The sequence below is a fragment of the Caballeronia sp. M23-90 genome, assembly GCF_053574605.1.
Window position 1 is genome coordinate 1 of record NZ_JBSIPA010000553.1, and the last position, 4,042, is coordinate 4,042.

3 protein-coding genes and 1 pseudogene are annotated in these 4,042 nt (G+C 54.4%); 1 reads left to right on the plus strand and 3 read right to left on the minus strand.

Going from position 1 to position 4,042, the window contains the following annotated elements:
- Positions 1-97 precede the first annotated feature (97 nt).
- From ACRXB1_RS32295 to ACRXB1_RS32305, 3 genes are read right to left on the minus strand one after another with little or no spacing between them, the layout of a single operon-like run.
- Positions 98-238 (minus strand): MmoB/DmpM family protein, encoded by a 141-nt coding sequence (locus ACRXB1_RS32295; RefSeq protein WP_449494346.1) that lies wholly within the window; start codon positions 236-238, stop codon positions 98-100.
- Positions 239-253: 15 nt separating this feature from the next.
- Complete coding sequence (locus ACRXB1_RS32300; RefSeq protein ID WP_449494347.1) at positions 254-1,246, minus strand: aromatic/alkene monooxygenase hydroxylase subunit beta; 993 nt, start codon at positions 1,244-1,246, stop codon at positions 254-256.
- A 20-nt stretch (positions 1,247-1,266) separates the two neighbouring features.
- Entirely contained in the window at positions 1,267-1,560 is a 294-nt protein-coding gene (locus ACRXB1_RS32305) for a phenol hydroxylase subunit (RefSeq protein WP_449494348.1), read from the minus strand.
- A gap of 1,997 nt (positions 1,561-3,557) precedes the next feature.
- Here ACRXB1_RS32305 and ACRXB1_RS32310 point away from each other — a divergent pair.
- Positions 3,558-3,986: pseudogene (locus ACRXB1_RS32310) on the plus strand (PQQ-dependent sugar dehydrogenase); the annotation flags it as partial.
- Positions 3,987-4,042 lie beyond the last annotated feature (56 nt).

Sequence of the window (4,042 nt, forward strand, 5' to 3'; positions counted from 1 at the left end):
AACCGACCTCGTGCCACACATGCGTTTCATTCTCCCTTCGAGGTATTCGCCGCGACGCTACAAGCAGCGGATCTAGCAACGTCATCTAAACATTAACCTAGCTGTTGCACTTCGACTTGAGACCGCCTTGCGATATCACCGCATGAGGGTTGTCTGCCTCAATGGCTTCTCGAATCGGACGAGAATCTTCGTTATCCTGAAGAGCTAAAAAAACCATTTTTTCAGACATTTTTGCCATCTCCCGACGAATTCGTTAAAGTCCGACTTTGTTCATGCGGGCGTCGAGCAAAGCACTGCCCGCTTCAAGGGCTGAGGGCCCAGTTTCGCCAAGCGCTTCGATCGCGACAGGCGCAAGCGCTGTTAGAGCTTGCTCATGCCAAGTCGCTATCCATCCCGCTATCCGCGTTTTGTTTCCGGTTGACTCGGCTGCCGCGACTTTCACAAGGTTGTCGCTCCATCGGATGTGCTCGTCGTACCATTCGCTCATGAATTCTGTCAGCATCGCGAAGGCCGATCCTCCTTGCGCACTCAATGCGTCGCTAACAGATCGATATACCAATGGATAAACAAGTCCGTCGATAACAACGTTTTGTGCGATTAGCAACTCAAACCAGTCTTTAGTCACAAGCATAGTCTCGGCGAGGTTACGCAAGGGTTGCCAGATCGCGTCAGTCTGCCAAGCGCACTTCGCGCTACGAAGTGATTCTGATGAGTTTCCGTCAAGCAACAGCCCGATACGCGTGATGTATTGAGCGATGCCTAACCTGTCCATAGCGCACATCATCGTAGCTTGCGTGACGGACGCACCGTAGCCGTAAGCAGACATGTAGCAATTGTTCAAATTTGCTGCATATTCCAGATGCCGGAGTGGTAACACGATATCGATTATCTTTTGGCGCAGTTCGGGTGCCATAGAAGCCAGCATATCGCGCTTTTCGACGAACGCGAAACTGCGCTCAGCCGCATCCTGCTGCCTGCTGCGTGCGATCGCCCAATTGCCATAGTAGTACTGCCTCGGATCCAGCAATCTATACCAATCCTCCATGACGATTGCAGTGTTCCGCTTGTCATATATCTCCCGCCCTTCTGCCCAAAGCGGCTTGTAATGAAAATTCGCTTCTGGCTGTACCCCAATAGTTGCTTCGAGATAGCGTGAGGTTGTTTTGTCAGTGCCAGTGAAGCGGGCTACCTGATCGAAAGTATTCCTAAGTGGCTTAATGCTTAGGCTTTTGATATCGACTTGCATCGAGCTACCTCTAAAATGGATTATTTAACTGTTTGTAGGAGACCTTGGCCTTTAGTTGGGCTTGAGCCAACATCGAGGTTCCTAATTACCGTTACGCTGTTAGTAGTGCAGAATTCATCGAATGCTGCCTCTGGCAGTATGAGCTCTACGGTCAGGTCCTCGTCGGAGACGATGAAATCGAATTCAACGAAACCATTGACGCCGGTGCGAGTAACTCGCACATAGCGTTGGGTTATGTCCGGCAAAGGCATCTTGTCTCCGAATTTTGCTTTGCACACAACTATGCAATACCTGTGCCAATTGGCGCACAACATGAATTTGCTGGGGTGCAGCAAAAACCTGCCCCTCGTCGATCGGTGTTGCCGCAAAGCTACAGGGTTCTCACAGCAGCCATATGCAAAGCGGCACAAGAGAGATTTTTGATTATTGCCAGGGCACCCTTTCCTATCTGTCTAACTCACATCTACTCCGGCAACGGGGCGACGCTTCAGGGTAAATCCTTAGCCCATTAACCGACGTTGCGCCGACTGCTGCAGGTGCGAGCGCAGGCGCGTCAATTTGCATTTCATGGATTTATGAAGTCTCACCGCGTGTCACACTCGAGGATTTCATCAATTTCGCAGACGCAATGGAGTTACAGTCATCAGCAGTTGGCTTGGACATTCGAGCCTTGATACGACCAATCAGTATGCCCGCGCTAACATGCAAACGATGCGCGACGCACTTTAACGGTTCGATGCGCCTTCCTGGATCGGCCACTCCCTCGCTGGAAGCGGTCCGCTTCGTTATTGGATTGGCTTGATTCGCTTTGAGACGTCATCTCGTAATGTGAAGGAAAGAAGCATTCGGACTAGCTTCGACAACGCGTAGCGGGGTTTCCTTCACATTACAAAATCCTCTGAATTAGCGAACGCGCATATCCTCGACCATGCGCTGACGTAGGCGTGTCATGACAGGACTCCTTTCGGGATGAGCAGGTGCGGTGAATTGCACTGTCATCGTCGCACCTGGAAAGGAATGCCCGCGGCGCCGGCCAGGACGGGGACGTCGGCCAGCCACCATACCGCAGTGCATTTTGCGTGCAGAGCAACCACGAAGTGATACTCGATGCCGCCAGTCAGTCATTGCGCTTCTGTCAATCTTGTGCGGAGACTGGATTTCACGCGACGTTGTTCCAGTTTGCGGCAATCACGTATTGCCCGATCCATCATCGCGCCCTGCGCGACACCTGCTTCAACTGCGCGCGGTCCATCCCGTATCGCCTGGACGTCGCGCTGATGCAACATCCTTATGCTTGTCTACATGTGCCACCTCTTTGCTCGCCGGCCCTTTGCACCACCAACTATGCGCGGCACTGGCGCCCCGAACGTTCGATCGCCTGCGTCCCTGGCATGAGTACTTCGCCTGGTGCGCGGGCCTGGTCAACCTCGACAGCCGCCGACAACGCGATATCAGTTCTGGCCAGTATCTTTCCAACGATGCGATTCAACGCAGCTCTCCCGCCCAGGATCGGCTTGCGTTCATCGGCGACCTACAAAGATACCTGTGTAACCCGCCACCGGTATTGCGCAGCGATCGGGTACATATCGATGCCCTGCCGCGCGACCTATCCGGACCACCTGCATCTGCACCTCATATATCTGGCTGCGTCTACGCGCGAAGGTGGCTAAACTTCGATGCATGCATCGCTTTGAACACCCTCTACCGACGTGCGAAGAGCGCACACTTACGACGCCTGATGCGACAGAACGTGCCAGCGACGCTTTCGCCCGGTGCGTTCGGGCAACTACCCTCTCGCGTGCTACTGATCGACGGCGAATCGGCCATGTTGACCGTTGCAATGGTCGGCTGGCGAATGTCTTGGGAGCGGCGCTTCAGTCTTCAAACGCTGACCCGATGCGTCAGGAGCTATCCGCCCTTCGGCCTGCTTGAATGGCTGGCCTTCATGCCTGCCTGCTATCAAGTCCCGCGCGATGCCGCACCGAATGAGGCCTTGCTTCAGTATTTCAAAAACGACCTTGCCCGAACGTGGAACGCCTGGTGTTTGATGGCAGCCAGCATGCGAAACAGCGGCAGCTATATTGCCTCGCCCCCTACCCACGCGTGCGCTGTGGATCGATCCTCTGGATCGGTCAGGGACCTTTCTGGTTCCGCATTTTTTATCCGAAAAAGACTCAACTTTACTTCGCGACCCACCGCAACCTATTGTTTTATAAAGAAACTCACCGCTAAAACACACGGCAAACTACCCGAAATACTATCGAGTCTTAACTTTACTTCTCGAAACGCACCATATTTACTTCGGTTGACGGGAGCGTTCTATGGTTTTCCGTATAGCTATTACGGCCAGCATGTGGACTCGCGAGTCAAACCTCAACGCGCCAACCTGGTCGCCGCGGCCATCGCACCGGACTATGCGCTTGGAAATCATACGGCTTCGTTAGGGCTTGTCTTTTACGACCGTACACTGTTCCCCGTGCACTATCGGGGCGGCGCCTTTATCGGCCAGCACGGATCATGGAACCGCAAGCCGCGCTCCGGTTACAAGGTCGTGTTCGTGCCTTTTGTCGATGGAAAGCCCGCCGGCGCTCCGGAGGATTTTCTAAGCGGCTTTCTGACCACGGATGGCCACGCCGTGGGACGGCCCGTTGGCGTCGCACTGGATGCAAACGGCGTCTTGCTCGTGGCGGACGATGTAGGCAACACGGTATGGCGAGTCACGCCGCGCAGCGGCATGTGACGGACCGCACAAAGGCGGATAGCGCGCCGGCAGTTCTTCGTCACGGCGCGCGCGGA

What these genes read in the sequence shown, in the direction of transcription:
- ACRXB1_RS32295 (WP_449494346.1), bottom strand. Translation starts at nt 238, where the DNA reads ATGGCAAAAATGTCTGAAAAAATGGTTTTTTTAGCTCTTCAGGATAAC.
- ACRXB1_RS32300 (WP_449494347.1), bottom strand. Translation starts at nt 1,246, where the DNA reads ATGCAAGTCGATATCAAAAGCCTAAGCATTAAGCCACTTAGGAATACT.
- ACRXB1_RS32305 (WP_449494348.1), bottom strand. Translation starts at nt 1,560, where the DNA reads ATGTTGTGCGCCAATTGGCACAGGTATTGCATAGTTGTGTGCAAAGCA.